Source organism: Pseudomonas sp. IT-196MI5 (genome assembly GCF_949767415.1).
Classification (GTDB): Bacteria; Pseudomonadota; Gammaproteobacteria; order Pseudomonadales; family Pseudomonadaceae; genus Aquipseudomonas.
On record NZ_CATKPZ010000007.1, the window covers coordinates 24,040 to 50,116 of the forward strand.

General features: G+C 59.6%; 23 protein-coding genes. 4 read left to right on the top strand and 19 right to left on the bottom strand.

The window, feature by feature from the left end:
- The 8 genes from ACM6IK_RS04875 to betI all read right to left on the bottom strand — a co-directional run bounded on the left by ACM6IK_RS04875 (window position 1) and on the right by betI (window position 9,290).
- Entirely contained in the window at window positions 1-1,338 is a 1,338-nt protein-coding gene (locus ACM6IK_RS04875; protein WP_414873385.1) for a TldD/PmbA family protein, read from the bottom strand.
- Window positions 1,338-2,780, bottom strand: a complete 1,443-nt coding sequence (locus tag ACM6IK_RS04880) for a TldD/PmbA family protein (RefSeq protein ID WP_414873386.1) — start codon at window positions 2,778-2,780, stop codon at window positions 1,338-1,340. Before ACM6IK_RS04880 ends, ACM6IK_RS04875 begins: the two co-directional genes overlap by 1 nt.
- A gap of 232 nt (window positions 2,781-3,012) precedes the next feature.
- Window positions 3,013-3,357, bottom strand: coding sequence for an AzlD domain-containing protein (locus tag ACM6IK_RS04885; protein ID WP_414873387.1), 345 nt, complete (start codon window positions 3,355-3,357; stop codon window positions 3,013-3,015).
- Window positions 3,354-4,079 (bottom strand): AzlC family ABC transporter permease, encoded by a 726-nt coding sequence (locus tag ACM6IK_RS04890; RefSeq protein WP_414873388.1) that lies wholly within the window; start codon window positions 4,077-4,079, stop codon window positions 3,354-3,356. The genes ACM6IK_RS04885 and ACM6IK_RS04890 overlap by 4 nt, the downstream gene beginning before the upstream one ends.
- Window positions 4,079-5,071, bottom strand: coding sequence for a hypothetical protein (locus ACM6IK_RS04895; protein ID WP_414873389.1), 993 nt, complete (start codon window positions 5,069-5,071; stop codon window positions 4,079-4,081). Before ACM6IK_RS04895 ends, ACM6IK_RS04890 begins: the two co-directional genes overlap by 1 nt.
- 232 nt (window positions 5,072-5,303) lie before the next feature.
- A complete protein-coding gene (gene betA / locus ACM6IK_RS04900; RefSeq protein WP_414873390.1) occupies window positions 5,304-7,007 on the bottom strand; it encodes a choline dehydrogenase in 1,704 nt (567 codons plus the stop codon).
- Between the two features lie 154 nt (window positions 7,008-7,161).
- Complete coding sequence (gene betB / locus ACM6IK_RS04905) at window positions 7,162-8,634, bottom strand: betaine-aldehyde dehydrogenase (RefSeq protein ID WP_414873391.1); 1,473 nt, start codon at window positions 8,632-8,634, stop codon at window positions 7,162-7,164.
- A gap of 62 nt (window positions 8,635-8,696) precedes the next feature.
- Window positions 8,697-9,290: a transcriptional regulator BetI gene (betI, locus tag ACM6IK_RS04910; protein ID WP_108216988.1), complete on the bottom strand. Its 594-nt coding sequence runs from the start codon at window positions 9,288-9,290 to the stop codon at window positions 8,697-8,699.
- A 381-nt stretch (window positions 9,291-9,671) separates the two neighbouring features.
- Here betI and ACM6IK_RS04915 point away from each other — a divergent pair, with 381 nt between their 5' ends.
- A complete protein-coding gene (locus tag ACM6IK_RS04915; RefSeq protein ID WP_414873473.1) occupies window positions 9,672-11,612 on the top strand; it encodes a BCCT family transporter in 1,941 nt (646 codons plus the stop codon).
- 185 nt (window positions 11,613-11,797) lie between these two features.
- Here ACM6IK_RS04915 and choV read toward each other — a convergent pair whose 3' ends face one another.
- The 3 genes from choV to ACM6IK_RS04930 all read right to left on the bottom strand — a co-directional run bounded on the left by choV (window position 11,798) and on the right by ACM6IK_RS04930 (window position 14,846).
- Window positions 11,798-12,979: a choline ABC transporter ATP-binding protein gene (gene choV / locus ACM6IK_RS04920; RefSeq protein WP_108216986.1), complete on the bottom strand. Its 1,182-nt coding sequence runs from the start codon at window positions 12,977-12,979 to the stop codon at window positions 11,798-11,800.
- A complete protein-coding gene (gene choW, locus ACM6IK_RS04925) occupies window positions 12,976-13,821 on the bottom strand; it encodes a choline ABC transporter permease subunit (RefSeq protein ID WP_108216985.1) in 846 nt (281 codons plus the stop codon). Before choW ends, choV begins: the two co-directional genes overlap by 4 nt.
- 77 nt (window positions 13,822-13,898) lie before the next feature.
- Window positions 13,899-14,846, bottom strand: a complete 948-nt coding sequence (locus ACM6IK_RS04930) for a choline ABC transporter substrate-binding protein (protein WP_223531479.1) — start codon at window positions 14,844-14,846, stop codon at window positions 13,899-13,901.
- A 435-nt stretch (window positions 14,847-15,281) separates the two neighbouring features.
- Between ACM6IK_RS04930 and ACM6IK_RS04935 the strand changes: the two genes are divergently transcribed.
- Both ACM6IK_RS04935 and ACM6IK_RS04940 read left to right on the top strand, forming a co-directional pair.
- Complete coding sequence (locus ACM6IK_RS04935; protein ID WP_414873392.1) at window positions 15,282-16,658, top strand: L-serine ammonia-lyase; 1,377 nt, start codon at window positions 15,282-15,284, stop codon at window positions 16,656-16,658.
- Window positions 16,659-17,195: 537 nt separating this feature from the next.
- A complete protein-coding gene (locus ACM6IK_RS04940) occupies window positions 17,196-18,299 on the top strand; it encodes a GlxA family transcriptional regulator (protein WP_007975492.1) in 1,104 nt (367 codons plus the stop codon).
- 112 nt (window positions 18,300-18,411) lie between these two features.
- Here the strand turns inward: ACM6IK_RS04940 and ACM6IK_RS04945 are convergent, their stop codons facing one another.
- From ACM6IK_RS04945 to ACM6IK_RS04970, 6 genes are all read right to left on the bottom strand, one after another.
- Complete coding sequence (locus tag ACM6IK_RS04945) at window positions 18,412-18,675, bottom strand: hypothetical protein (protein ID WP_414873393.1); 264 nt, start codon at window positions 18,673-18,675, stop codon at window positions 18,412-18,414.
- A 385-nt stretch (window positions 18,676-19,060) separates the two neighbouring features.
- Complete coding sequence (locus ACM6IK_RS04950) at window positions 19,061-20,224, bottom strand: gamma-butyrobetaine dioxygenase (protein WP_414873394.1); 1,164 nt, start codon at window positions 20,222-20,224, stop codon at window positions 19,061-19,063.
- Between the two features lie 13 nt (window positions 20,225-20,237).
- Window positions 20,238-20,714, bottom strand: a complete 477-nt coding sequence (locus tag ACM6IK_RS04955; protein WP_414873395.1) for a thioesterase family protein — start codon at window positions 20,712-20,714, stop codon at window positions 20,238-20,240.
- Between the two features lie 134 nt (window positions 20,715-20,848).
- A complete protein-coding gene (locus tag ACM6IK_RS04960) occupies window positions 20,849-21,814 on the bottom strand; it encodes an L-carnitine dehydrogenase (RefSeq protein WP_223546975.1) in 966 nt (321 codons plus the stop codon).
- Window positions 21,815-21,946: 132 nt separating this feature from the next.
- Complete coding sequence (locus tag ACM6IK_RS04965) at window positions 21,947-22,834, bottom strand: 3-keto-5-aminohexanoate cleavage protein (protein WP_414873396.1); 888 nt, start codon at window positions 22,832-22,834, stop codon at window positions 21,947-21,949.
- A gap of 95 nt (window positions 22,835-22,929) precedes the next feature.
- Entirely contained in the window at window positions 22,930-23,874 is a 945-nt protein-coding gene (locus tag ACM6IK_RS04970) for a choline ABC transporter substrate-binding protein (RefSeq protein ID WP_414873397.1), read from the bottom strand.
- Between the two features lie 210 nt (window positions 23,875-24,084).
- Between ACM6IK_RS04970 and ACM6IK_RS04975 the strand changes: the two genes are divergently transcribed.
- Window positions 24,085-25,029, top strand: coding sequence for a GlxA family transcriptional regulator (locus tag ACM6IK_RS04975; protein WP_414873398.1), 945 nt, complete (start codon window positions 24,085-24,087; stop codon window positions 25,027-25,029).
- A 117-nt stretch (window positions 25,030-25,146) separates the two neighbouring features.
- On the opposite strand, the gene ACM6IK_RS04980 is transcribed toward ACM6IK_RS04975, so the two are convergent.
- Both ACM6IK_RS04980 and ACM6IK_RS04985 read right to left on the bottom strand, forming a co-directional pair.
- Window positions 25,147-25,563 carry a DUF3010 family protein gene (locus ACM6IK_RS04980; RefSeq protein ID WP_414873399.1) on the bottom strand — a complete coding sequence of 139 codons (417 nt, stop codon included), beginning with the start codon at window positions 25,561-25,563 and terminating at the stop codon, window positions 25,147-25,149.
- 61 nt (window positions 25,564-25,624) lie between these two features.
- Window positions 25,625-26,026, bottom strand: a complete 402-nt coding sequence (locus ACM6IK_RS04985; protein ID WP_414873400.1) for a lysozyme inhibitor LprI family protein — start codon at window positions 26,024-26,026, stop codon at window positions 25,625-25,627.
- Between the last annotated feature and the right edge of the window lie 51 nt (window positions 26,027-26,077).

A 26,077-nucleotide genomic window follows, 5' to 3' on the forward strand; every position in this document is an offset into this window, starting at 1 on the left:
TTACAGGGTCAGGGTCAATCGGCTGACCAGCGCCCCCGGCAACAACGCCGAAGCCGTCGCCCGCTGGCTGTAGGTACTGGCCGACAGCAACAACTCCCGCTCCTCGGTCAACGCTTCCAGTTGCGAACCGAGCAGGCTGAAAGCGCTGTCATCAAAACGCATGGTGCTGACCGGTGCCTGGATCTCGCCGTTCTCGACCCAGAACGTGGCAAAGCGGGTCATGCCGGTCAGGCGTGCGGCTGGTTGATCCGAGAAGTTCAGGTACCACAGGTTGCTGATGTACAGCCCCGTGCCCAATTGCTTGAGGATGTCCGCGTCAGGCAATACCCCGGCTTTCATGTTCAGTGCGCTCGGTGATTCACCGCCGCTGGCGCCATTGGCAGTCAAACCGTATTCGGCGGCGCTGCGCGAGCCGACCAGTTGCGCCCCGGCCTTGCCGTCGATGATCAACGCCAGGTCGCTGCGTGGATAACCCTCATCGGAAAACGCCGGGCTCAGCGAACCGCTGACTTTTTCATCCAGCGAGACCAGCGAGCTGAACGCGCTGTCGCCACCGTAGAGCTTTTGCAGCGGACTGCTTTTGCTGGCAATCGACTGTGCCGAGAAACCACCCCAGCACAGCATGCCCATGATTTCTTCCAGCGCCGCCGGTGCCAGGTAGGCGCGGTACTGGCCGGGCGCCAAGGTGCGCAGCGGCCGACCCAGAAACTCAAGCTGTTCGCGGGCTTGCTGGAAGCGTTTGGCAAAGCCTTCGCTGCTCCAGTCGTGTCCGGCGTAGCTGGCTTTCACAGCCTGGCCATTCTCGTGGAACAGGCTGAAGTCGAAATTGAAACTGTTGGCCTGATGCCAGCCGAAGGCGCCCGAAGAACTGGCAAAGCCACGACTGATAGGCCCTGCAGCATAGAACCCGACCAGATCCAGGCCTTCGGCGGCCTGGGTGATTTGCGCGACGACCTGCTCGGTGTCCGGCAGCGGGTGCGACTGCACGTTGCTGCTCTGCCAGCCATTGTGGTTGAGCAGCAAGAACGGGTCCGCTGGCAGCAGTGGCAGAGTTTCACGCAACTGTTGCAGACCTTCGCTCAGGCGCTGCGCATCCACCTGTGGATCGCCGGCCAGGGTGATGTGCAGGTCGGCATGGCGGCCTTCGTTGATCAGCTTCAGGCCGATACTTGCCTGTTGCACCTGACCGGCCTGACGCACCTTGGCGTGGTTGAAACGGACGAAGGCCGACGACTCGGCGGCGTAGCTGAGGGTGAACTGCTCGGGCTCGAGAAGCGCCTCACGCAAACTGTTGACCAGCGCCTTGAACGACGTGGACTGGCTGATTGAAGGATTCATCAGGCGTCTCCTCCGAATACATCGACATTGCTGAATACGCAGGCCGGTGATGCGTGGCCGACGCGGATCACCTGGTTCGGTTCGCCCTTGCCGCAGTTCGGTGTGCCGAGGACCTTGAAGGTACTGGCATCGCCGACAGCGCTGAGGCTCTTCCAGAACTGCGCGGAGATGCCTCGGTAATTGGGGTTCTTGACCACGCCCTTGAGTTCGCCGTTTTCGATAATTTGGCCCCATTCGCAGCCGAACTGGAATTTGTTGCGCGCATCGTCGATCGACCATGAACGGTTGGTCGACATCAGCACGCCGTGTTCGATACCGCCGATCAGATGCTCGATGGACTGATCGCCAGGCTCGATGTTGAGGTTGGCCATGCGGTCGATGGGCGGGCGGTTCCAGCCGCAGGCACGGCTGTTGGCGACGCCGTCCATGCCGGCACGGAATTGCGACAACGCACCACCCAGCGGCCGCAGCAACAGGCCTTCACGGATCAGGAACTGTTTGCTGGCGGGCGTGCCGTCGTCGTCATGGCCGTAGCTGGCGAGTTCCTCGGGGATGTCCGGGTCGAAGGTCACGTTGAGCAGGCGGGAACCGTATTGCAGGCGGCCGAAGTCGCTGGCTTTGACGAAACTGGTGCCGGCGTAGTTGCGCTCGTCGCCGAGGATGCGGTCCAGCTCCAGCGGATGGCCGATGGACTCGTGGATTTGCAGCATCATCTGGTCGGGCATCAGCAGCAGGTCGCGCTTGCCTTGCGGGGTGTTCGGCGCCAGGAGCAATTGCAGGGCCTGATCGGCCACCTGGGCACCGGCACCGATCAGGCCGCAGCGGCTGATGACGTCCGCCGCGCCTTGCTGGCCGAAATTCTCGCGGCCAAGGCTGCGGGTCTGGCTGTCGTTGCCGTCGTAGGCCGTGACGTCCAGGCCAGGGTAGACAAAGCGTTGGGCCTGGCGCAGTTCGGCACCGGCGCTGTTGAGGTAAATCTGCTCGACGTGGGTGATGCCGAGGCTGACCTGCCAGTTCACCAGGCGCTCGTCCTTGGGCACGGCGGCCGACTCGGTGCCGAGCAACTGGTAGCAGTCGCTCAGGGACGGAAAGGCCTGGTCGAGGTTGGGCGAAAAGTAATCGGCGTGGTCGCTGGAAACAGCCTGCTCGCGCAGGTCCAGCAAGGCGTGGGGCTTGAGTCGACGGGCCTGGAGTTCGGCGCGTTCGAGGGCGGCCTGCAGGCCCTGTTGCGACAGATCGTTGGTGGCCGCATAGGCCTCGACGCCATTGACCCACACGGTCAGCATCGCCCCTTCGTCACGGCTCAGGCTCGGCGGTTCGGCGACGTTCTTGCGCACCGACAGGTACTGCCCGGATTCGCGCACATAACGCAGGGAAAAGAATTCAGCACCCGTGCGCAAGGCAGCGAAGCGCTGCTTGAGCTGGGGATGGAAATCGAACATTCGTGAACCTCCTGGGTATGGAGTGGCGGTGGAGCGGTGCTGCGAGGGGAGGGGTGAAACGATTGCGTGGCGCTAGATTAGGCCTGCGAAGGGGGGCGGATCAAGGGCGGAGCAGTGGCGCAAAAGATTAGGAAGTGCAGAGGGCGCGTGACGAATTGGCTGATGATTGAGTTCGCGAACAGCCATTGCAGCTTGCTCGCGAACAATTCCACTGTCAGGCAAAGTACTGCATTCAGCCGTTCAGATAAACGAAAGCTGCAACATAAATGGATAGGCTTGCAAAAAAAGCAGGCAGAATTTTTCTTGTTTTGGCCACCGCGATGAAGGTGCCGACTAGCAAGAACAGCTTCAGTGCATCCAGCGTTTCAAATTGCTGTATCAGTGTCAGCGCATCCTTCTTGTTGAATGCAGTGTCGTAAATGATGACTCCCAACATTGCTTGTGCGCTGTAGCTGATAAACCGATAAAAGGAACCTTGGGTTTGCGTAAGTGCGGTGCTGTTTTTGAAGGCAAAGGGAAGGGCACGAAATGCAAAAGCGGTAAGGGCGGAAAATGCAATAAGAAGCCAGATTGTCATGGAGCTACGCCACCTCGTTTTTTGTAATTGTTTTCAATTAGCACGATCAATCCGCCGATTATAAAAGGCGTGCAGAGCAAGCTGTAATCCTTGAATAGATAGACCAGTAATGGTGCGCCGACAAAGCCTAGCCAGTAACTCGATACTTCCGAATAATGAGGCCAGTGCTTGCCGGCCAAAGCGGTAAATTGCAGCGGTAGCAGAAGTGTCATCGCTGCATAGATGACCGGTGAGGTGAGTTCTGCACCGGCGATGAAGCCGATATAGGTGCAGATAATCGATACGCCAAATATTGGAAGACCAAGGCCGATCATGTAAGTGAAGGGGTGGTCGGCTTTACGCTTGAATCGAGTGACGCACCCTGTGAATATCGAGGGTGTGATCAGAATCAAGGAAACCATGGTTTTCGTGGTGGAAGTGTTTCTTATATAGGGGGCAAGTGTTGCGGAAAGCAGTACGAAGCGCGCGTTGAGCGCCACGATGATGGGGAGCAATATCCATCCGTCGTTATAGCTTTGTATTAGCAGAAACTGCAGTGGAGTGGAGAATATCAACAGGGTCGTTGCAAGCGCTTGGCTTAATGATAACGATTGCGTCGCGCTTAAAATTCCTATGGATAAGTACAGGAAAATGAACGCGACGCCAAACGTGATTGCGTCGCGTGCACCTTCAATAAAAACGTTGGCAGCCGAAGATCGAGTGGATGTATCTGGAGTCACCATCAATGGGCCACCCGCGTATAGGTTGTTTCATCCAGTGGGAAGTAGTGCTTTCTAGGGCCCTTGCTTCGGAACAGTAATCGAGGCGTTGTGTTGAATGTCGAGTTGTGCGCTTGTTCGCGAGCCTCGTTGGTATCGATGTTCAGCATCGGGCGGGCATGCAGTATCTTGTGGTTGGCTACGATCAGGAACGTACCGGTTTCAGCTGTTGAAACATGGTGTTTTGCGCTTGGCAGGCCAGCGCGGATTTTGTCCAGGACGTGCTGGCCGCCATTTTTTGCGCGCATCCGCTCACCGTTCTCCGAATCAATGCGGAAATCCAGCGAAAAATGAAAACCGTAGAGTTCGGAAAACTCAACTACGTGACGAACCCGTTCCTTTAAGCCGCTGACGTTTTTGCCGGAAATGAACGTTGCTTGCATCGTCAATAATTCGCGCATCTCCTCGTCGTTTAAATCGCAAAGTAGATCGCTTGGGAAATAATAGGCGGTGGGGGTTTTCGTGACGTCACGGCAAACGGTCAGGGCCAGGAAATCGACATTCAGGTTTTCATATAAGTCATCGGAGTGCGGTGTGATATCGCCATGGCCATTGCCCCATTCCCGATATTTCTCAGCAGAGGGCTTTAGATACAGTGCTTTGTGTTCTTCGTATTCGTATTTAATGTCAGTGAGATGAAACAGGTCCGACAAAGCCTCGTGCACCGTTAAAGCGAGTTTTGGCGAGTCAAGGCTGAATACACTTTTGATGCAGACGGCCGCGCATCCATTTGCCAGCCCTACTTTGTCAAAGTAGAAAGTGTCTTCGGTACGCAGGTAAGTTAGAAAAAGGTTAACCAGTTGTGTTTTTAAGACGTGCGTATCGTGGTGGCTGTTTTTTTTCCACCATGACTCAACGACGCCAGCCAAATAGCTGAAGTCCAGGGTGATTGTTTTTTCTTTGGATATTCTGTCTCGAAAGTAACTTAGGTCCTTGGCTAGGTCGATGTCAGGCATGTCCTTGATCTCCATTGAAACTGCTCGCGTCCGGCTGAAACGGGGCGCGGATAGTAATGGAGGTTTTTAAGTTCGTGTGAATACATGTGTAACGAGTTTTGTTGAGAGCTTGTAATTGTTTTTAGTTACTTGGTGTGAAGATTGTTGTTTGTTGTAAGCAGCTTGTGTTAGCCGAAAAAAACCGCCAACCCGGAAAGGTTGACGGTTTTGTTTGAAGCAAGTGCGTGAACTGTTACGCAGCAGTCTGGCTCACTTCCCGCACCGGTTTGCCCTTCACCGGCGCTTCACCCGCCACATAGTAAGTGGCAGTGCTGCGCGGCAACGGTTTGCGGCCACGGATCTTGTCGGCGATTTTCTCGGCCATCATGATCGTGGGTGCGTTGAGGTTGCCGGTGGTGATGATCGGCATAATCGAGGCATCGACCACACGCAGGCCTTGCATGCCATGCACGCGACCTTCGCTATCGACCACGGCCATCTCGTCGGTGCCCATCTTGCACGAGCAGGACGGGTGGAACGCGGTTTCGGCGTGCTCGCGGATGAACTTGTCCAGCTGCTCGTCGCTTTGCACGTCGATGCCCGGGCTGATCTCGCGGCCACGGAAGGCGTCCAGCGCAGGCTGCTGCATGATTTCACGGGTCAGGCGGATGCCGTCGCGGAATTCCTGCCAGTCCTGCTCGGTGGCCATGTAGTTGAACAGGATGCTCGGGTACTGGCGCGGGTCCTTGGACTTGGCCTGGATGCGACCACGGCTTGGCGAACGCATGGAGCCCATGTGCGCCTGGAAACCGTGCTCTTTCACACCGTTGCTGCCGTTGTAGTTAATCGCCACCGGCAGGAAGTGGTACTGGATGTTCGGCCATTCGAATTCCGGACGGGTGCGAATGAAACCGCCGGCTTCGAACTGGTTGCTGGCGCCGATGCCGGTGCCGTTGAACAGCCATTCGGCACCGATGGCCGGCTGGTTGTGCAAGAGCAGCGACGGGTACAGCGAGACCGGTTGAGTGCAAGCGTATTGCAGGTACAGCTCAAGGTGATCCTGCAGGTTTTCACCGACGCCCGGCAGGTCGTGGACCACCGGAATGTCGAGCTTGTTCAGCAACTCGGCCGGACCGACGCCGGAGCGTTGCAGGATCTGCGGCGAAGCGATGGCGCCGGAGCACAGCAGCACTTCCTTGCGTGCCTTGACTTCAACACGCTCTTCAGCGGCGCCGACCAGGTAACGCACGCCGACCGCACGCTTGCCTTCGAACAGTATCTTGTCGGTCAGGGCATGAGTGACGATGGTCAGGGTCGAACGCTTCTTGGCGACGTCCAGGTAACCGCGGGCGGTGGAGGCACGACGACCCTTGGGCGTTACGGTGCGGTCCATCGGGCCGAAGCCTTCCTGCTGGTAGCCGTTCAAGTCTTCGGTACGCGGGTAACCGGCCTGCACGCCGGCTTCAACCATGGCGTGGAACAGCGGGTTGTTGCCGGCTTTAGGCGTGGTCACGCTGACCGGGCCGTCGCCACCGTGGTAGTCGTTCGGGCCGATGTCACGGGTTTCCGCTTTACGGAAATACGGCAGGCAGTCCAGGTACGACCAGTCTTCCAGGCCTGGCAGTTTCGCCCAGCCGTCGTAGTCCATGGCATTGCCGCGGATGTAGCACATGCCGTTGATCAGCGAGGAACCGCCCAGGCCCTTGCCGCGACCGCATTCCATCCGGCGGCCGTCCATGTGTGGCTCAGGATCGGTTTCGTAGGCCCAGTTGTAGCGACGGCCTTGCAGCGGGAACGCCAGGGCGGCCGGCATTTGCGTGCGGAAGTCCAAGCGGTAGTCCGGGCCGCCCGCTTCGAGCAGCAGGACGGTGACGCCGGCGTCTTCGGTCAGACGGGTCGCCAGGGTGTTACCGGCCGAGCCGGCACCAATGATGATGTAATCGAATTCTTGGGACATTGAATGCACCCTCTTTGAAGTTGGTCAGGTCGCGCCTTGGCGAGCGCTGCGCACTCGATTCGCTGGCAAGCCAGCTCCTACAGGTCATGCGCTGCCCTTTGTAGGAACGGGCTTGCCCGCGAAGAGGCCCTCGCAGGCAATACAAGACTCGGAGTTAGAACACCGAGACGTAATCGCCCAGCTCGACCTGTACCGATTTGATGCGGGTGAAGTTGTTCAGCGAGCTGATGCCGTTCTCACGGCCGACACCCGACTGCTTGTAGCCGCCGACCGGCATCTTCGCGTCGGACTCGCCCCAGGCGTTGATCCAGCAGATACCGGCTTCCAGTTGATGAATCACGCGGTGCGCGCGGTTCAGGTCGCGGGTGACGATACCGGCGGCCAGGCCGAAGTCGGTGTCGTTGGCGCGACGGATCACTTCTTCTTCGGTTTCGTAGGTGAGGATCGCCATCACCGGGCCAAAGATTTCTTCACGCACGATGGTCATGTCGTCGGTGCAGTCGGTGAACACGGTCGGGGCCACGAATGCACCTTTGGCGAATTCGCCGTCGGTCAGGCGTTCGCCGCCGCACAGGACGCGGGCGCCTTCTTCCTTGCCCTTGGCGATGTAACCCAGCACGCTTTCCATGTGGGCGAAGCTGACCAGCGGGCCGAAGTTGGTGTTCTCGTCTTGCGGGTTGCCGACGCGGATGCGTGCAACGCGTTCAACGATCTTGGCTTCGAAAGCGGCTTTCAGATGGGCCGGTACGAACACGCGAGTGCCGTTGGTGCAGACCTGGCCGGAGCTGTAGAAGTTGGCCATCATCGCGGTGTCGGCAGCGCGATCGAGGTCGGCGTCGTCGCAGATGATCAGCGGGGATTTGCCGCCCAGTTCCATGGTCACGTCCTTGAGCGACGAAGCCGAAGCACTGGCCATGACTTTCTTGCCGGTGTCGGTGCCGCCGGTGAACGAGACTTTCTCGATGCGCGGGTGCTCGGTCAGCCAGGTGCCGACTTCGCGGCCGCTGCCGGTCAGGACGTTGAACACGCCAGCCGGCACGCCGGCTTCGGTGTAGATCTCGGCCAGTTTCAGGGTGGTCAGCGAGGTAACTTCACTTGGCTTGAAGATCATCGCGTTACCGGCCGCCAGGGCAGGTGCGGATTTCCACAGAGCGATCTGGATCGGGTAGTTCCACGCGCCGATACCGGCCACGATGCCCAGCGGCTCGCGACGGGTGTAGACGAACGAAGTGGTGCGCAGCGGGATCTGCTCGCCTTCGATGGCCGGTACCAGGCCTGCGTAGTACTCCAGCACGTCAGCACCGGTGACGATGTCGACGTAGCGGGTTTCGGAGTAGGCCTTGCCGGTGTCCAGGGTTTCCAGGGCAGCCAGTTCGTCGTTGCGCTCGCGCAGGATTTCCACGGCACGACGCAGGATGCGCGAACGCTCCATCGCGGTCATTGCAGCCCAGATTTTCTGGCCCTTTTCGGCACTGACCACCGCGCGCTCGACGTCTTCCTTGGTCGCACGTTGTACTGTTGCGAGGACTTCACCGTTAGCCGGGTTGATGGCTTCGAAAGTGGCGTCGCTGCTGGCGTCACTGTAAGCGCCATCGATGTAGAGTTTTTGCAGTTCGAAACGGGCCATAGAGTCCTCGCAAGAGCATTAAGTGGTTGGCACGGTCCGGTGGTTGAGCGTTTATGTGTGCTCTAACTCACCCGCTTGGCCAGTTGTGTATCCATGTATTCGTAAGCGATCCGTTGCGCCTGCTCAGTGTCGAAAGCATCTCCCGACAGCGCGCCGCGCAACCACAAACCGTCGATCAACGCTGCCAGGCCCCGGGCGGCACTGCGCGCATCATTGAGCGGCAGCACACGGCGGAACTGGCAGCACAGGTTGGAATACAGACGGTGATCGTTGATCCGCTGCAACCTGTGCAAAGACGGCTGGTGCATGCTGGTGGCCCAGAAGGCCAGCCAGGTTTTCATTGCCGGGCCATTGACCTGGCTGGCGTCGAAGTTGCCTTCGATGATCACCTGCAGATGCGCCCGGGGGCTGTCATCTTTCAGCGCCTGTCGGCGCGCGGTGACGCTCTCGCTCAGGACCGTCATCAGGTGCCCCATGGTGGCGGCGATCAGGCCATTCTTGTCCTGAAAGTAGTGACTGATGATGCCGTTCGAGACACCGGCCAAACGGGCGATCAGCGCAATGCTGGCGTCCCCCATTCCGACCCGATCGACGGCCTGCAAAGTGGCTTCGATCAATTGCTGGCGGCGGATGGGTTGCATACCGACCTTGGGCATCTTGCACATCTCCTTAGGCCTTCCGGTGGACGCAGGACGGCTACCGGGTTGAAGGCCAGTCTATTTTGTTTTGATTGAACGTTCAATCAACAAAGAATAAGATCTGCGACAAATCGTCGCTGCCTACAGATTTTTCCTACATGTAGCGACGGAAAAAACGACTTCCGAAACTGCTCGAAACCTACGCGCTGCGGCGCTCCAGGGGTTTCGGGCTTTTTTCGGGCTGTCTTTATATCACCCGCCGGTCGGCTGCCCACTAACCGATTGGTCGGGTAACCCGTTTGTCTTGCGTTCTTCTCTCGCACTGCCCGGAGCATCTGTGCCATGAGTTCTGCCTCGCTAATAAAGACCCCACCCGAGAAGGTGACGGTCAACGGTTGGGTGTTCTACACCTCTACCGCGTTGATTCTGTTGTTGACCGCCATTCTGATCATCGCCCCGCAAGAGGCCGGCAGAATGCTCGGCATTGCCCAGGCCTGGTTGTCCCGCAGCTTCGGCTGGTACTACATGGTGGTGATCGCTGCTTATCTGGTTTTTGTGGTCGGCCTGGCGTTTTCGACCTACGGCAAACTCAAGCTCGGCAGCAAGGACGACACCCCGGACTTCAGCTACGGCGCCTGGGCGGGGATGCTGTTTTCGTCGGGTATCGGCATCTCGTTGCTGTACTTCGGTGCTTCCGAGCCGCTCGACCACTACTTCAACCCACCGGAAGGCGTGGCCGGCAGCAACCTTGCCGCCCGTCAGGCCGTGCAGCTGACATTCCTGCACTGGGGCCTGCACGGCTGGGCGATTTACGCACTGGTCGGTCTGGCCGTTGCCTACTTTGCTTACCGTCATAACCAGCCGTTGGCGTTGCGTTCGGCGCTGTATCCGCTGGTGGGCGAGCGTTGGGTCAAGGGCGCGGCCGGGCATGCGGTGGACGGTTTTGGCATGTTCGTGACCCTGCTGGGTCTGGTGACCAACCTGGGGATTGGTTCGCTGCAAGTGTCGTCGGGGCTGGAAAACCTGTTCGGTATGGAGCACAGCAACACCAACCTGTTGATCGTGATCATTGTGATGAGCACCGTGGCGACCATCGCTGCCGTGTCGGGTGTGGAAAACGGCATCCGCCGTCTGTCCAACCTCAACATCGTGCTGTTCAGCGGCCTGCTGATTTTCGTCCTGTTGTTTGGCCCGACCCTGCACCTGCTCAACGGCTTCGTGCAGAACGTCGGTGATTACCTGAACGGCGTGGTGCTGAAGACTTTCGACCTCTATGTGTACGAAGGCGACAGTGAGAAATCCGACCGCTGGCTGGGCCTGTGGACCCTGTTCTACTGGGCCTGGTGGATTTCCTGGGCGCCATTCGTGGGCATGTTCATCGCGCGTATTTCCCGTGGCCGCACGGTGCGCGAGCTGGTCGCCGGCGTGCTGCTGATTCCGCTGGGCTTCACTCTGGCGTGGCTGTCGATCTTCGGCAACTCGGCCCTGGACCTGGTGATGAACCACGGGGCGGTAGAACTCGGGAAGACGGCGCTGGAACAGCCGTCCATGGCGATCTACCAGTTGCTTGAGCATTACCCGGCGTCGAAAGTAGTGATCGGTGTGTCGATCTTTGTCGGTTTTGTGCTGTTCCTGACCCCGGCGGATTCCGGCGCGGTGATGATGGCCAACCTGTCCTGCAAGGGCGGCACCGTCGATGAAGACGCACCGCACTGGCTGCGGATCTTCTGGTCGGCGGTGATCACCCTGGTGACCATCGGCCTGCTGTTCGCCGGCAACTTCGAAGCCATGCAAACCATGGTGGTGCTGGCTGGCCTGCCGTTCTCGGTGGTGCTGGTATTCTTCATGTTCGGCTTGCACAAGGCCATGCGCCAGGACGTGCAGATCGAACAGGAACAAGCCGAGTTGGCAGCACGCGGTCGCCGTGGTTTCAGCGAGCGTTTGACCCAACTGGACCTGCAACCGAGCCAGTCGGTCGTTCAACGCTTCATGGACAAGCATGTGAGCCCGGCATTGCAGGACGCATCGACGCAAATGCGTGCTCAAGGTCTGGAAGTCCAGACACTTCTGGGCAAGTCCAAGCGTTGCATGGGCCTGCGGATCGAGATGGAAGAGGGCAACCCGTTTGTCTACGAAGTGAGCCTGGACGGTTACCTGGCCACGCCGACCGAATCGGCTCAGTCCGATGAGGCGCGTCAGCGTTACTACCGTGCCGAGGTGTACCTGCACAACGGCAGCCAGGACTACGACTTGATGGGCTTCACCCAGGATCAGATCACCCGTGACGTGCTCGATCAGTTTGAAAGCCATCGGCAGCTCCTTGGCCGCGTCTATAGCTGAGTGAACGAAACCTGTTGCACCGCATAGCTTTTGTAGGAGCTGGCTTGCCAGCGAAGGATCCACCGCGGTGTGTCTGACGCACCGCCTTCGCCGGCAAGCCGGCTCCTACAGAGATGGCGTCGATACAAATAACCTGCTCAAACGAAAACGCCGCGATCTCTCGCGGCGTTTTCGTTTCTGTTGCCTTACCCCAGGTTCTTGCCGAGCAGCGCGTGATACAGCTCGCTGTCGCCGAGAATCCCCACCACCTTGTTGTTGTTGTCGTGCAGCACCAGTTTGTTGCCGGTCTGATAACGAATCTGCAGCGCATCGCGCATGCCGATGTTCGAGTCCACCAGGGTTGGTCGACGACCCAGGCCTTCAACGGCTTGACCCGGTACCCAGTTCTGCAAGTCCAGGGCAGACCCGTTCTGGCGAGCGCCCTTGATGGTGTTGCCCTCGGCCAGGTCCAGCCACGAATCGCCGCCCGGATCGAGGCATACCGAACCGTTGATGCGTTTGCAGTTGTCCAGGGTGCGCATCAGGCTGCGACCGCACAGTACGTTCAGCGGGTTGGTGTGGGCCACGAAGGTCCGCACATAGTCGTCCGCAGGGTTGAGGACGATTTCTTCCGGCTTGCTGTACTGGATGATCCGGCCGTCTTTCATGATCGCGATACGGCTGCCGAGTTTCAGCGCTTCATCGAGGTCGTGGCTCACGAAGACGATGGTCTTGTGCAGTTTGCGTTGCAGTTCCAGCAGTTCGTCTTGCAGGCCCTGGCGGATCAGCGGGTCGAGTGCCGAGAACGGTTCGTCCATCAGCAGAATGTCAGCGTCCATCGCCAGGGCACGGGCCAGGCCCACGCGTTGCTGCATACCACCGGACAGCTCATCGGGTTTCTTGTTGCGCCACTGGGCCAGGCCCACCAGCTCAAGCTTTTCGTCCACCAGTTTGCGTCGTTCTTTCTCGGGACGACCCTGCATTTCCAGGCCGAAGCTGATGTTTTCGCGAACGGTCAACCAGGGCATCAGGGCGAACTTCTGGAACACCATCGCAATGCGCTTGGTGCGCATCATTTTCAGTTCGGCGGGGCTGCAGGACGCGATGTCGATCTGCTTGCCTTCGTGCTCGACGAACAACTTGCCGCGGCTGACAGTGTTGAGGCCGTTGATGCAGCGCAACAGGCTGGACTTGCCGGAGCCGGACAGGCCCATCAGTACGCAGATTTCACCTTTTTCGATATCCAGGCTGGCTTTTTCAACGCCGACAATCTGCCCGGTCTTTTTCAGGATCTCGTTACGGGTCATGCCCTGATCCAGCAGCTTGAGCGCCTCGCGTGGATCCTTGGAGAAGATAACGTCAACGTTATCGAAGCGAATAATGCTCATGCGTCACCCCCTACTTTGGCGTCGGGTTGTTTGCAGATACGGTCGAGCATGATCGCCAGCAGTACGATCGCCAGGCCTGCTTCGAAGCCCAGGGCGATATCAGCAGTGTTCAGTGCGTTGACCACCGGTTTGCCCAGGCCATCGGCGCCCACCAGTGCGGCGATCACCACCATCGAAAGGGACAGCATGATGCACTGGGTGATGCCTGCCGCAATGCTTGGCATGGCGTGGGGCAGTTCGATCCGCGAGAGCAGCTGACGGCGCGAGCAGCCAAAGGCCTTGCCGGCGTCCATCAACTCTTCCGGTACATCGCGGATACCCAGGTAAGTCAGGCGGATGGGCGCGGCAATCGCGAACACCACCGTGGAGATCAGGCCCGGGACCACACCCAGCCCGAAGAGGGTGAGGGTAGGAATGAGGTACACGAAAGTCGGTACGGTCTGCATCAGATCGAGTACCGGACGCATTAAAGTATAGAACATCGGCTTGTGCGCGGCGACGATGCCCAGCGGCACGCCGATGACCACGCAGACCAGGGTGGCGAACATCACCTGGGCGAGGGTTTCCATGGTTTCCTGCCAGTACCCCAGATTGAGGATCAGCAGAAAGGAGGCAACGACAAACGCGGTCAGACCCCATTTACGTTGAATGAAATGTGCCAGTAGTGCGATTAGGCCGATCAGTGCCAGCGGGTTGAACCAGGTCAGCGCAAAGGTCACGCCGTGGATCATCGTTTCCAGAGACACGGCGATTGCGTCGAAGGTGCTGGCGCCGTGTTGCGTCAACCATTCAACAAAGCCCGCGATGTACTGGCCTAGGGGTATTTTCTGATCAATCAGCATGGTAGTGAACGTCCGCATGCAAGGTAATTAACAGCCCGGACGGTGTGGGCCGTCCGGCATAAGCGATGCTCCCTAATTCAAGGCGTCAGTTTGGCTTTCACGGCCTCCAGGCCAGGTTTACCGTCAATGGTGGTCACGCCAGCGAGCCAGGTATCGAGCACCTGTGGATTCTTTTTCAGCCAGGCCTTGGCGGCCGCGTCAGGCTTCATCTTGTCGTCCAGGATGTTGCCCATCAGTTCACTTTCCATGTCGACGGTGAACTCCAGGTTCTTCAGCAACAGGCCGACGTTGCTGCACTCCTGCGCATAACCCTTGCGGGTGTTGGTCGCCACGGTGGCGGCACCGAAGTCCGGGCCGAAGAAGTCATCACCACCGGTCAGGTATTGAATCTTGAAGCGCTTGTTCATCGGGTGCGGCGCCCAGCCGAGGAACACCACGGCGGTGTCGCGTTTCTGCGCGCGGTCGACCTGCGACAGCATGCCGGCTTCGCTGGACTCGACGACCTTGAAGCCGGCGTCCTTGAGGCCGAAGGCGTTCTTGTCGATCATCGACTGGATCAGGCGGTTGCCGTCGTTGCCAGGCTCGATGCCGTAGATCTTGCCATCGAGTTCCTTCTTGAATTTGGCGATATCGGCGAAGTCATGCAGCCCCTTGTCGTACAGCGCTTGAGGGACGGCGAGGGTGTACTTGGCGCCCTTGAGGTTGGTACGCACGGTTTCCACGGTGCCGGCATCGCGGTAAGCCTTGATGTCGTTTTCCATGGTCGGCATCCAGTTGCCCAGGAACACGTCCATGTTCTTGCCGTCAGCCAGCGACTTGTAGGTCACGGGCACGGAAATCATGGTGGTCTTGGTCTTGTAGCCAAGGGCATTGAGCACGACGCTGGTGGTCGCGGTAGTCGCGGTGATATCGGTCCAGCCGACATCGGAGAAGTTTACGGTGCTGCACTGCGCCGGTTCTGCAGCTTGCGCCAGAACCGGCAGACTAAGCATGGCGGCCAACAACAACGACGGGGAACCTTTCATGGATGGACTCCTTGGTGTTTTTTTTGGCAGTGTTCCGACTGGACCACCGCACTTATAGGTTGCGGTTGGGTGGCGTTCTGGAGACAGCTCTACCACGTCGCCTTGCAATCGAGTCGATATGATCATGTACCAGTGAAAATCTGACGCCTACAGGGTGCGTCGTATCCAGTACAGGGATGGTCGCATCCAGTGTCGGTGACGTCGTTTACAGATTTTTTCCGCCCGATTTTCCCCTCTGAACCGCAAAAAAGCGGCGAAAACACGGCGTAAAAGACACGCGGCGCTGCTGGGCATGAGTGCGTCGGTTAGAGACGTCGAACAACTGGATAAAAGCTTGATGATGCGCTCATCTCGGCGGATTGCAGCTTGAGCGTAGCAGCTCCGTCACCGTGCGCTTTTGCGTACGCAGTGGGCCCATCCAGGAGTTCGGCAGTAATGGCTATCAGTGTTTTCGACCTGTTCAAAATCGGCATCGGCCCTTCCAGTTCACATACCGTGGGGCCCATGCGGGCGGCGGCTTTGTTTGTGCAGGGCCTGCGCGAGCGCGGGTTGCTTGAGCAGGTGCGGCGTGTCGAAGTCCAGCTGTTCGGCTCTTTGTCGGCCACCGGTATCGGCCACGGCAGCGACAATGCCGTGATCATGGGCCTGATGGGCGAGTGGCCGGATGCGATCGATCCGTCGCAAATCGGCATCCGCATCGCCACCCTGCGCGAGAGCGATACGCTGCTGCTCGACAGTCGCTTGCCGGTGCCCTTCATCTGGTCCCGGGACATGCGCCTGATCGACGAGAACCTGCCATTCCATCCCAACGCCATGACCTTGATAGTCGAGGGTGAAGACGGCGAGTTGCATCGCGACACCTACTATTCGGTTGGCGGCGGTTTTGTCGTCGATGAGGCTCAGGCCTCCAGCGGTGTCGTCGACCTCGACCGCACTGTGTTGCCTTATGACTTTTCCAGTGCGGCCGAGCTGCTGGAGCTGTGCAAAAAGCACAAGCTGCGCGTGGCTGAGTTAATGATGGCTAACGAGAGGGTGTGGCGCAGCGAGGACGAAATCCGCAGCGGCCTGATGAAGCTCTGGCGCGCCATGCAAGATTGCGTCGAACAAGGCCTGAAGCACGAAGGCATCCTGCCCGGCGGGCTGAACGTGCGCCGTCGTGCGGCCAAGCTGCACCGTAGCCTGCAGGAACTGAACAAACCCAACGTGATCGGCTCGACCTTGAGCGCCATGGAGTGGGTCAACCTGTTCGCCCTGGCGGTCAACGAAGAAAACGCCGCTGGCGGGCGCATGGTCACGGCACCGACCAACGGCGCGGCGGGGATCATTCCGGCGGTACTGCACTACTTCATGAAGTTCAGCGAAGCAGTGACCGACGCCAATGTCGTGGATTACTTCCTCAGTGCGGCGGCAGTGGGAATCCTGTGCAAGAAGAACGCCTCGATCTCCGGTGCCGAAGTCGGCTGCCAGGGCGAAGTCGGTTCGGCCTGCGCCATGGCGGCGGCCGGGCTGGCGGAAATTCTTGGCGCCACACCAGAGCAACTGTGCAACGCGGCGGAGATCGGTCTGGAGCACAACCTCGGCCTGACCTGCGACCCGGTGGGTGGGCTGGTCCAGGTGCCGTGCATCGAGCGCAACGCGATTGCTGCGGTGAAGGCGATCAATGCGGCGCAAATGGCATTGCGCGGTGATGGCCAGCACTTTATTTCGCTGGACCGGGTGATCCGCACCATGCGCGATACCGGTGCCGACATGCATGACAAATATAAGGAGACATCGCGGGGTGGGTTGGCGGTGAGTGCGGTGGAGTGCTGAGACCGAGTCGTCTTCATCGCGAGCAAGCTCGCTCCCACAGGTTTTGCGTCGGTCACAAAAATTGTGTTCACCCTGATCCCTGTGGGAGCGAGCTTGCTCGCGATAGCGCCAGACCAGTCAAAACTGCGCGCTAAGTGAACACCCGAATTAAAACGCGCCACCTTTTGGCGCGTCGCTCACAGATAAATCGTCTTGCCACTGATCGAGGGCCAACCGGCCTTCGACCGCCCGTCACCCGTGCCTGCGGTGACACTCCTTTCCATCGCGGCGCAACGCCGTTCCCACAAGTGCTACCGAATTGCTCACAGCTTGTGGCCAGGGCGCTTGCCAGCCCTGATGGCCATTTAAATCCCCCTGCCTTGCAAGACATATGCAGACACATTCCGACGTCGTTTTCAGGAGTTATTGAACGCGCATTCAAAAATAGGCATGGCAATTGCTCTGTCATTACAAAGCCCGTCTCCCACGCGAGAACGATGGCCATAAAAAGAGCCTCCGCCTGAGGCCATCACCCGCTTTGTGTGAGGAGATACCGCGATGACGACGTTCAACTCCGGGGCCCAACCCCAGAACCGTGCGCCTCAATCCATCGGCTTTCTGCTGCTGGACAATTTCACGCTGATTTCCCTGGCGTCCGCAGTGGAACCCCTGCGCATGGCCAACCAGTTGTCCGGTCGCGAGCTGTATCGCTGGACCACCCTCACCGTCGATGGCGGTCAGGTCTGGGCGAGTGACGGCTTGCAGATCACCCCCGACGCCTCCATGCACAAAGCCCCGCCAATGGACACCGTGATTGTTTGCGGTGGCATTGGCATTCAACGCACGGTGACCCGCGAACACGTGTCGTGGCTGCAAAGCCAGGCCCGCCAGTCCCGCCGCCTCGGCGCGGTGTGCACCGGCAGCTGGGCCCTGGCCTGCGCCGGCTTGCTCGACGGTTTCGATTGCAGCGTGCACTGGGAATGCCTGGCCGCGATGCAGGAAGCTTTCCCACGGGTAGCCATGAGCACCCGTCTGTTCACCCTCGACCGTAACCGTTTCACCAGCTCGGGCGGCACCGCGCCGCTGGACATGATGCTGCACCTGATCAGCCGCGATCACGGGCGTGAACTGTCGGCGGCCATTTCGGAAATGTTCGTCTACGAGCGCATCCGCAACGAGCAGGATCACCAGCGTGTGCCGCTCAAGCACATGCTCGGCACCAACCAGCCGAAGTTGCAGGAAATCGTGGCGCTGATGGAAGCCAACCTCGAAGAGCCGATCGACCTCGACGAACTGGCGGTGTACGTCGCCGTTTCGCGACGTCAGCTGGAGCGGCTATTCCAAAAGTACCTGCACTGCTCACCGTCGCGCTATTACCTCAAGCTGCGCCTGATCCGCGCCCGGCAATTGCTCAAGCAAACGCCGATGTCGATCATCGAAGTGGCGTCGGTCTGTGGTTTCGTGTCCACGCCGCACTTCTCCAAGTGCTACCGCGAATACTTCGGCATTCCACCGCGTGACGAGCGCGTAGGGTCCAACACTACCCAGCAAGTGGCGATGATGCCGCTGCCGCAAGCGTTGGTGCTATCGCCGTTGTCCGGGCCGTTGTCGGCGCTGAGCCAGGCGCGTAATGAGTCGACGTTTGCCAGTGTAAGGCTCTAGACCGTAGCGCCTTCATCGCGAGCAAGCTCGCTCCCACAGGTTCTGTGTCAGAACATCAATTTTGTTCTCGACACAAAACCTGTGGGAGCGAGCTTGCTCGCGATTGGATCTGTCAGCCGCGATGGCTTTGCTGGTACTCCGACAACGCCGGCAGCAATTGTTTGTCGATGGCCTGGCGCACTGCCGGCAGGATCGTCGCGCTGCTGGTGTACATCTCCTTGACCATCTTGCGAAGCTCATACGCCCGAGTATCGTCCAGGCCCCTTACCACGCACTCGCAAGCCTGCTCGGCGGTGGCTCCATTGGGTACGTTGAATCCCAACGACTTGAGCTGGCCCAACAGGTCTTCCTGGTCTATCAAATCGGCGTGCATCATGACGCAATCCTTCTTCAGGGAACGGTGTCGTGGTTCGATTCTGGTGGGGGGGCCGGGTGTCGGCAAGGGCGAATTGTCGCAATGGCTCAATTGGTTATGAACATGTCGTTTTCGGCTAACCTGGCTCGCGGGGTAGTGGGCACACTGGACTCAGCTCGCTTCACGAAGGTTTGGTCACCCTCGCACGGCAGCTCCTCAACAGTACCCTCTGCCTCGATCCTGTCACGGCTTGATCGGGGCTTTTTTTGTCTGTGATTCAGGGAAATATGAGGTGTCTGTACGGGCGCCATCGCGAGCAAGCTCGCTCCCACAGTTAACCGAGTTCTCCCAGAGGAATGCGATCGAATGTGGGAGCGAGCTTGCTCGCGATGAACGATGACTCGGTTTAGCGTTGCAACACGAGGATGCGCGACAACAACTCATCCCGGTCGACATAGCAGCCTTGGAAATGCCGCGCCCCGGTGGCCGGGTCGAAGGCGTTGCGGGCATGCAGGGTGCGGCGGTTGTCGAAGCACCACAGCTCGCCGGGATTGAGCCGCTGCATCAACCTGAATCGAGGCTCGCGGGTCATCGTGATAAAGCGCCGGTAGGCGCGATAGAGCCTGGGCATCTGTTCCACCGACGCATCGAACGGTCCGCGCAGAAAGTTCGCCATGCGGATTTCCGATACCTGCCCCAACACATCCACGGCAATGATCGGCGCCAGGCAGCGGTAGTCGCTGTGACGGTCCTTGTTGCGAAACTCCACGGGGATTTCACACAGGCTTCTGAAGGATTCGGGGTCTTCCCGGCGCAAGGCGCCGGCGATGGCAAAACCATCGACAAAAATGCTCTCGCCACCCTCGGCGTCATTGACCAGGCAATGCAGGAACTGCAGCCCCGGTTGCAACTCACGGGTTGGCAAATCGCTGTGCAGCGGCAGGTTGAAGGCGGTGTAGGCATTGCTGTCGGCGTCGGCCTTGGATTGCACGTTGAACAGCACGCCGAAATTGCTCTCGCGGATGAAGGAAATCCGTTGGGCGATCAGTTTCAGTGAGCCGGGCTCGGTGGGCACGCCACGGACCTGGGTCAATCCGACGTCCCGTACCGCCAACAACCATTGCAACAAGGCGTCGGAGTTGTTCATCAGCGCTTGATACTCGAACACCGGCAACTGCAAATCGCTGTACCAGAGCCTGGCTTTCGGCTTGCGCTGCTGACGCTCCGCGCGGGATTCATCGTCATAGGCGTGGGCACGCAGCCAGCCGGGGTCGAAGCGGCTGCCGTGGCCGTCCTGCCAATCCACCGCCAGGCAGCCATCGCTGTCTATACGGGCGTTATCGGGCATCAGGTCTTGAGCCACATCGACGATTTCCAGCACTTGCTCGCGGGTCACTGTGTAGACGCATTGCGGGCACGGGCAGTTGTCCCGCAGCCATTGATGGTGGAAAGGGCTGACACGGTTATCGGCCCACTTCACCAGAACATGGTCCGCCAGAGTCTGCACGCCAGTCAGCGCGCTGATCAACGGATAGGTACGAAAGTCGGCAAATGCAGCGGCGGTGTTCATGGCGATCTCCTTGTTATTTTTTTGGGGGTAATGCGATCACTCGGCCAATGTACTCGGGTGTTGGCAGGTCCACCTGTTCGGCGACGATGGCTTGCAGCCGGCTCAAGGACTGTTCACTGAACGGGGCCGAACGCGGCCCGGCGAGATCCACGTGCAGCAGCATCTGTTCGTTGCCTGCCAGTTCCTGGGCGTCACCGACCAGATGCAGGCTGTGATAGAGGTGCACGCGCTTGCTGTCGTGGGCAATGATTTGAGTGTGCACTTCGACTTGGGCGTCGAGCTTCACTTCGTGCAGGTAGTTGAGGTGCAGTTCGAGGGTGAACAGCGAGTTGCCGCTGGCTTCGCGGCTGCTGCTGTCCAGGCCCAGGCGATCCATCAGCGCGTCGGTGGCGTAGCTGAAAATCAGCAGGTAGAAGGCGTCGCGAAGGTGGCCGTTGTAGTCGACCCAGTCGGGGATGATGGTGGTTTGGTAGGTGGTGAGGGTGGGCATGTCATCAAATCCTGAGGTCATGAATACCTGTAGGAGCCGGCTTGCCGGCGAAGGCGATGTCAGACCGCAAAGAAAGTGCGGTGGATGTACGGGCGTCTTCGCTGGCAAGCCAGCTCCTACAGGGGTAGCAGTGTTTAGTCGGCGAACGCCATCCCATGCTTGGCTTTGGTGGTCTTCACCGCCTCCAGCACGGCCAGCAGGCAGTCATCACGATAGCGCTCCAGCGCCGAAATGCTGTGTTTGCCCAGTTGATCGCTGGTGCCATCGACCACGTCGTCGATCAGCTTGTCGGTCAGCTCCGGTGCCGGCAGGTAGGTCCACGGCAATTGCAACGCCGGGCCAAACTGGGCCATGAAGTGACGCATGCCGGCATCGCCACCGGCCAGGGTGTAAGTCAGGAACGTGCCCATGAACGACCAGCGCAAACCGGCGCCGAAGCGGATGGCATCGTCGATTTCACCGGTAGTCGCCACACCGTCGTTGACCAGGTGCAGGGCCTCACGCCACAGCGCCTCGAGCAGACGGTCGGCGATGAAGCCCGGCACTTCCTTGCGCACGTGCAGCGGGCGCATCCCCAGGGATTCATAGACCTTCATCGCGGCTTGCACTGCTTCAGGGGCAGTGTTTTTGCCGCCGACCACTTCCACCAACGGCAGCAGGTAAACCGGGTTGAACGGGTGACCGACCACGCAGCGCTCCGGGTGCGTGGCGCTCTCGTAGAACTCACTCGGTAACAGGCCAGAGGTGCTGGAACCGATCAATGCATTGGGCTTGGCTGCCGCGCTGATTTTGCTGTGCAGGTCCAGTTTCAGCTCCAGTCGCTCCGGGGCGCTTTCCTGGATGAAATCGGCATCGCGCACGCACTCTTCGATGGTCGCGACAAAGCGCAGGCGATCCTGCGATGCACCCGGCGCCAGGCCTTGTTTCTCCAGCGCGCCCCAGGCATTGGCGACGCGTTTGCGCAAGGCGGCTTCAGCGCCGGGGGCCGGGTCCCAGGCCACTACATCCAGACCATGGGCGAGGGCACGGGACACCCAACCGCTACCGATGACACCGCTGCCTAACGCTGCGAAGGTTTTGATTTCGGTGATAAAGCTCATGGTGATTTCCTGAAGAGTTCGGTGGTCCTTGTAGGAGCGAGCTTGCTCGCGATGGTATTCCAGGCGCTGAGTGGCGTCGGCTGTACCTTTTTCGCGAGCAAGCTCGCTCCTACAGGGGAAAAGTGTGTGGGGTTAACCGCGCTTGGTCAGGCCCATTTTTGCCCGGCCTTCCGCCGGGGTCAGGACGCGGGCACCGAGGCGGCTGAGGATTTCGCCGGCGCGCTCGACCAGTTGGCCGTTGGTCGCCAACACGCCCTTGTCCAGCCACAGGTTGTCTTCCAGCCCGACCCGTACGTTGCCGCCGAGTAACACCGCTTGCGCCGCCATCGGCATCTGCATGCGACCGATACCGAAGCCGGCCCAGACCGCGTCGGCCGGCAGGTTGTCGACCATGGCCTTCATGGTGGTGGTGTCCGCCGGCGCGCCCCAAGGGATGCCCAGGCATAGCTGAAACAACGGGTTGTCGAGCAGGCCTTCCTTGATCATCTGCTTGGCGAACCACAGATGACCGGTGTCGAAGATTTCCAGCTCGGCTTTAACGCCCAGCTCCTGGATGCGTTTGGCGCCAGCGCGCAGTTGCGCCGGGGTGGAGACATAAATGGTGTCACCGTCGCCGAAGTTCAGGGTGCCGCAATCGAGGGTGCAGATTTCCGGCAGCAGCTCTTCGACGTGGGCCAGGCGGGTCAGCGGGCCGACCAGATCGGTGTTCGGGCCGAATTCCATCGGGTTCTCGCCGCCGCCGATTTCCAGGTCGCCGCCCATGCCGGCAGTGAGGTTGACGATGATGTCCACGTCCGCCTCGCGGATGCGCTCCATCACTTCGCGGTACAGCGCCACGTCACGGCTGAACTTGCCGGTTTGCGGGTCGCGCACATGGCAGTGAACCACGGTGGCGCCGGCCTTGGCGGCTTCCACGGCGGCAGCGGCGATTTGTTTCGGGGTGACCGGCACGTGTGGGCTCTTGCCGGTCGTGTCGCCAGCACCGGTGAGTGCGCAGGTGATGATGACGTCGTGGTTCATGAGGCGGTTCCTTACAGGCGAGTTTTTGGTTTTGGCCAGGCGTGGTGGTCCCGTTCGCAGCCCGTCGGGGCTGCGAGTCGGTGGTTCTATCGGGTTTATTTACTGGTCAGTTGCAGGTTTTCAGCGGCCGGTTTGCCATCGAAGGTGGTGACACCTTCAAGCCAGCGTTTTTTGTCCTGCGGGTGATCCTTGAGCCATTGCTTGGCCGACTCGAAAGCGTCCTTGTGATCCAGCAGCGGCTGCATCATCCGGCTCTCGTCTTCGGCGGTGAAGGTCAGGTTGCTCAGCAGGCGACCGATGTTCGGGCATTGTTCGGCGTATGTCGGCGCGGTGACGGTCCACACGGTGGCCTTGCCTTCGTCCGGCCCAAGGGCGTTTTCACTGCCGGTGAGGTAGGTCATTTTCACGTTGACGTTCATCGGGTGCGGCGCCCAGCCGAAGAACACCACGGCTTCGTTGCGACGTACGGCGCGATCCACGGCGGCGAGCATGCCGGCTTCGCTGGACTCGACCAGCTGGAACTTGCCGAGGCCGAACTGGTTCTTGGAAATCATCGCCTTGATCTGGGTGTTGGCGCCCGAGCCAGGCTCGATCCCGTAGATCTTGCCGCCCAGTTCTTTTTCGAACTTGGCGATGTCAGCGAAGGTTTTCAGGCCCTTGTCCGCGAGGTAGGTCGGCACGGCGAGGGTCGCGCGGGCGTCCTGCAGGCTTGGGGCTTCAAGCACCTTGACCTGTTTGGCGTCGATGAACGGGGTGATGGTCTGGGTCATCAGCGGGTTCCAGTAGCCGAGGAACAGGTCCAGACGCTGGTCGCGGATCCCGGCGAAGATGATTTGCTGGGAGGCGCTGGTTTGTTTGGTGTTGTAGCCGAGGCCATCGAGCAATACCTGGGTCATGGCACTGGTGGCGATCACGTCGGTCCAGTTCACTACACCCATGCGCACGTTCTGACACGCGGCGGGTTCGGCGGCCATGACACTGGCGCTCAGTAAAGCGGTACCACTGAGTGCTAGAACACAGCTGCTGATCAGTCGTTTCATTCTCAGGTTCCTCGGCAGTTCGTTTATTGTGAGTTCCGGTGTCTGATGCGCCGGTGATGCCAAGTTACGCAGCTAAGCGGCCGTGAAAGCGCACTGCGGCGACCAGCTCTTGCACTGCAGCGACCTGTGCTCTTGAATGCCGCTTGCAAGTGGCGTATCAACTTCCTCACGCTCCCCGCCGTCTCGCTACTTGCCAATCGAGTGCGTCCCATGTCCCAGGATTTCTATTTCTTGTTGATGCCGGGCTTCTCGGCCATCGGATTTATCTCGGCCATCGAGCCGTTGCGGGTCGCCAATCGCTTTCGCGGCGAGCTCTATCGCTGGCATGTGCTGAGCGCGGATGGCGGGGCGGTGCTGGCGAGCAACGGCATGTCGGTCAACGCCGATGCGGCGCTGGAGCCGCTGAAGAAAGGCGCGACACTGTTGGTGGTCGCCGGTTTCGAACCCTTGAAGTTCACCACCCCGGCGCTGGAACACTGGCTGCGCCGCCTGGACAACGAAGGCGTGACCCTCGGCGCCATCGACACCGGCAGCTTCATCCTCGCCGAAGCCGGCCTGCTCGACGGCCATCGCCTGACCCTGCACTGGGAAGCTATCGACGCGTTCAAGGAGTCTTATCCACAGCTCAGCGTCACCCAGGAACTGTTCGAGATCGACCGTCGGCGCATCACCTCCGCTGGTGGCACGGCTTCCATCGATTTGATGCTGGATCTGATCGCCCAGGCCCACGGTCCCGGCCTGGCGATCCAGGTCAGCGAACAATTCGTGCTCGGCCGTATCCGCCCGCGCAAAGACCACCAGCGCATGAAAGTCGCCACGCGCTACGGCATCAGCAACAAGAAGCTGGTGCATGTGATTGGCGAGATGGAGCAGCACAGCGAACCGCCGCTGAGCACGCTGGAACTGGCGGAATCGATCAAGGTGACACGACGGCAGCTGGAGCGCCTTTTTCGGTTGCACCTGAACGACACGCCGAGCAATTTCTACTTGCGGTTACGGTTGGAAAAAGCCCGGCAGTTGCTCCGTCAGACCGACATGAGTGTGCTGGAAGTGAGCATTGCCTGCGGGTTTGAATCGCCGTCGTATTTCACCCGCAGTTATCGGGCGAAATATGAGCGGTGCCCGCGGGAGGATCGCCGGACCGCCAAAGCCTGACCCAACACAAAACCAATGTGGGAGCGGGCTTGCTCGCGAAGAAGCCCGTCAGTTCAACATTGATGTTGACTGACACACCGCCTTCGCGAGCAAGCCCGCTCCCACATGTTTGATCGGTTACTTTTTCACCAACGCCGAGCAAGCTGCCTTGTACGCCTCATGCTGATACTTGTTCAGCGTCCCCGGCAGTTCGAAGCTGTGCTTCTTGGCCTGGGCATTGATGGTCTGCGGCGACAGCAGGGCTACCTCGCAATTTTCCAGCAACTGGAAAACCCCCTCGATCTTGAACGTGGTCGGCCCGCCAGCGAACTCGCCTTTCTTGCTGCGCTTCTTGATCGCGATGCGGTCGATGGAGTTCTCACGGACAAACGAGGCGACCTGAGCGGCGAACACTTTGACGTTGGCGGCATCATCGTCATCGTCCAGGGCAATTTTCTTGGTGGCGAGCGCGACATGGCCCAGCGCCTGACCGTCCAGGGTGGCCACGGCGATGATCGCTTCGCTGCCTTTGATTTCGATGCCGCAGACTTTCATGTTCAATCTCATTAGTGACAGAGGGTGTGCAGCTTACAGTTCAAGCTGGCTGGGTAACGGATTACTCCTGCCCGATCGACTCCAAAAACTCCGACCGCTCGTCGCTCATCCGTGCGATGCAATCGTTCTGGGCAATGGTGAACGCCTTGCTGCCACTGGTAGTCGGGAAGGCTTCGACGGCGCAGTCTGCGTCGCGGGTCTTCAGCCATTGCTGTTGGGCGGCTTTGATCTTGGCGGTGATGTCGGCCAGTTGCGACGGGTTTTTGCCGTACTGCGCCTGCATGCGGTCGTTCAGGCCCTGGAGGTTTTCCTTGAGCAGGTCTTCGGCGGTGGTTTTGCTGAAGGCCGAGCACTCGAGGGTCTGGACGTCGTTTTCGACTTTGTCGCACGGGTTGTCGTCGGACACCTCGGCTGCGTGTACGCCGGTCGCAATCAGTGCCAAAGCCAGAAGGATGGATTTCATTCAGGTCGCCGCTCTATTCCAGTGATGCGGCGAATTCTGGCCCAAGCCGAG